The following is a 2,142-nucleotide window of genomic DNA, read 5'->3' on the forward strand; positions in this document are numbered from 1 at the left end:
GAGTTTGCTATGAAAGCTCCTTATGACTCTGACAGTGATAACCCTAACAGTAGTCGCTGACAGTAACGATGCTCGCATGAGGTAGCCTTGACGGAGCTTATCTTTAATCTTACTCCTGTTCTTTCAGGCGGATTGCCATCAGCAGGCTTCCCGACAAACTGCCAGCTCGAACCAGGGCCTGGGGATCTGGTTGAGTCTGGCTGGTACTAAAACCTGAGCACTGTTGCGATTCATGGACTAGTTTATCTGGGCATCCATAAACTTAAGAAAGCAGATGTTGATGAGTTATTCCATTTCTCGATTACCTGAAAAAGCAAAGCAATCGATATTTTTCCATCGTTACAAGGCCAACCGGTTTGTTGCTGCTTCCCTTGGCCTCGTCATGATGACTTCCCCTTGTTCAAATTTGCTCGCAGAAAACCTTTTATCAACGCCAGTGCCAGAGAAATTTGTTGTAGATAGAGCGATAAAAAAGTCTGGTTTTCTGGACGATTTGATTAATCACAATGCTTATTTAGGCCACCCCCTTTCTTTTGCTCTCAATCCGAATACGACCCATCTTACCTTTGTCATGAACCATGAAAATGAGCGGAGCGAAAAAACAGATTCAGATTCGCAAGAATCCGCGGGAGCTGCTGCACTGCAACCGCAGCCTTTAATTCAAATTCCGCTCCCACCAATGAACCATGCACAAATTACTGCCATTATCCAAGGGGTCAATACAGGCTTCGATGAAGACACCATAACCCTAAACAATATGTTGAGCTACGTCCCGGTAGCTCCACCCAATGAGAGCCTGACAATTCTGAGCATGATTCAGCAAGTGTTAAAAGCTCTCAATGTTGTGGTTGACGATGTCGAGGATGCGATGATAGACGTTCTGTTTAACATCCGGGGTACCGAATCTCCTGTCGATATGACCAAACCAGAAGACCGGGAGAACCTTGCGATGTTGATGGTGAGTTACTATACAGCCATCCATTCAAAGAGAGCACACCCTGAAGCGGCTCATTTATTTTTTAGCTCATTTCTGCTTCGTGCCACTAAATTGTCTGGTATTGGAAGACTGGTTGCCAAAAAAGGTGATCTTCTAGGTACAAAAAAACCAATAGAAAGTCACGAAGTTTTGAAAGCAAATGTCAAAGAATCTGGTAAAGTCTTCAATGGCCTGAAAGTGCTGGAAGAAATGCGCCTTAGTTTTTTGCTACAAGTAAATGATCCCATAAAATCTGAAGAACCTGAGACATTGGACGAACCATTGCTAATAGCCGCCTCCTCCCTGCTCAACAATGAGATTAATGAGAACGAAATGCCCCTTTATCAACGTAATATAAAATCAGCTGAACGAATGTCCTATCTGGTAAAAAAGTATGGTAAAGAAAAACCAGAATTAGTTGCCTCGAATAGTCAGTTCGTGAGTTTAATTGATGCCATAAGTCTGATTCTTGATCCTTTCGTTATACAACAGGCAAAGGTACATGTTGACAACATTTCCAGTTATTTTAGCGCATCAAATTGGGATGACACCATCACCAGCTCTTCAGAGATAAAAGACAAAGAACAAACATTATTCAAAATATTCGAAAAGGTATTAAAAGATGCAGAAGACTACCCGGGAAGTGAAAACCCTGAATTATTTCAAGAATTGCTTCTGGCCTTAAGACAATACATAGAGCAACAATTACAAAAAACTTTTCCTGATGAAAATGATTACCAAGTCATAATGGTCACCCTCGGTACAGGATTTGCCGACCTGATACAACAATCAGGCAGGATGCTGGCATTTCATATGGCAACTTTTGACATCAATGCCAATCAGCAGCCTTATGGAGTTAAACCTGACGAAGCAGCAAAGAAACAAGAAGGAAAACAACTCAGCAAAGAAGAGAAGAAGAGAAAACACTTGGAAGAACGGATAGAATACCTGGATGATTTCGTCGATTGGTTCATAGATAACTATAATTTTGCTATGAGGACTCCTTATAACTCTGACAGCAGTGACTCTGAGAGTATTGATTCTGACACCATTAATACTGGCAGCAGTGGCTATGACAGTAGTGGCTCTGACATTAGTGGCTCTGATATTCGTGATACCGACATGCCTGACTCTGATACTAGTGATACCGACATGCCTGACTCTGA

The 2,142-nt window shown here is 42.1% G+C and carries 1 protein-coding gene; it reads left to right on the top strand.

Annotated elements, in window-relative coordinates; genetic code table 11:
- Positions 1-280: 280 nt before the first annotated feature.
- Positions 281-2,142: hypothetical protein (locus tag KDK19_RS18270; protein WP_257288530.1), on the top strand; the 1,862-nt coding region annotated here is incomplete at its 3' end.

It is taken from the genome of Endozoicomonas sp. ONNA1 (assembly GCF_024606325.1).
Taxonomy (GTDB): Bacteria; Pseudomonadota; Gammaproteobacteria; order Pseudomonadales; family Endozoicomonadaceae; genus Endozoicomonas_A.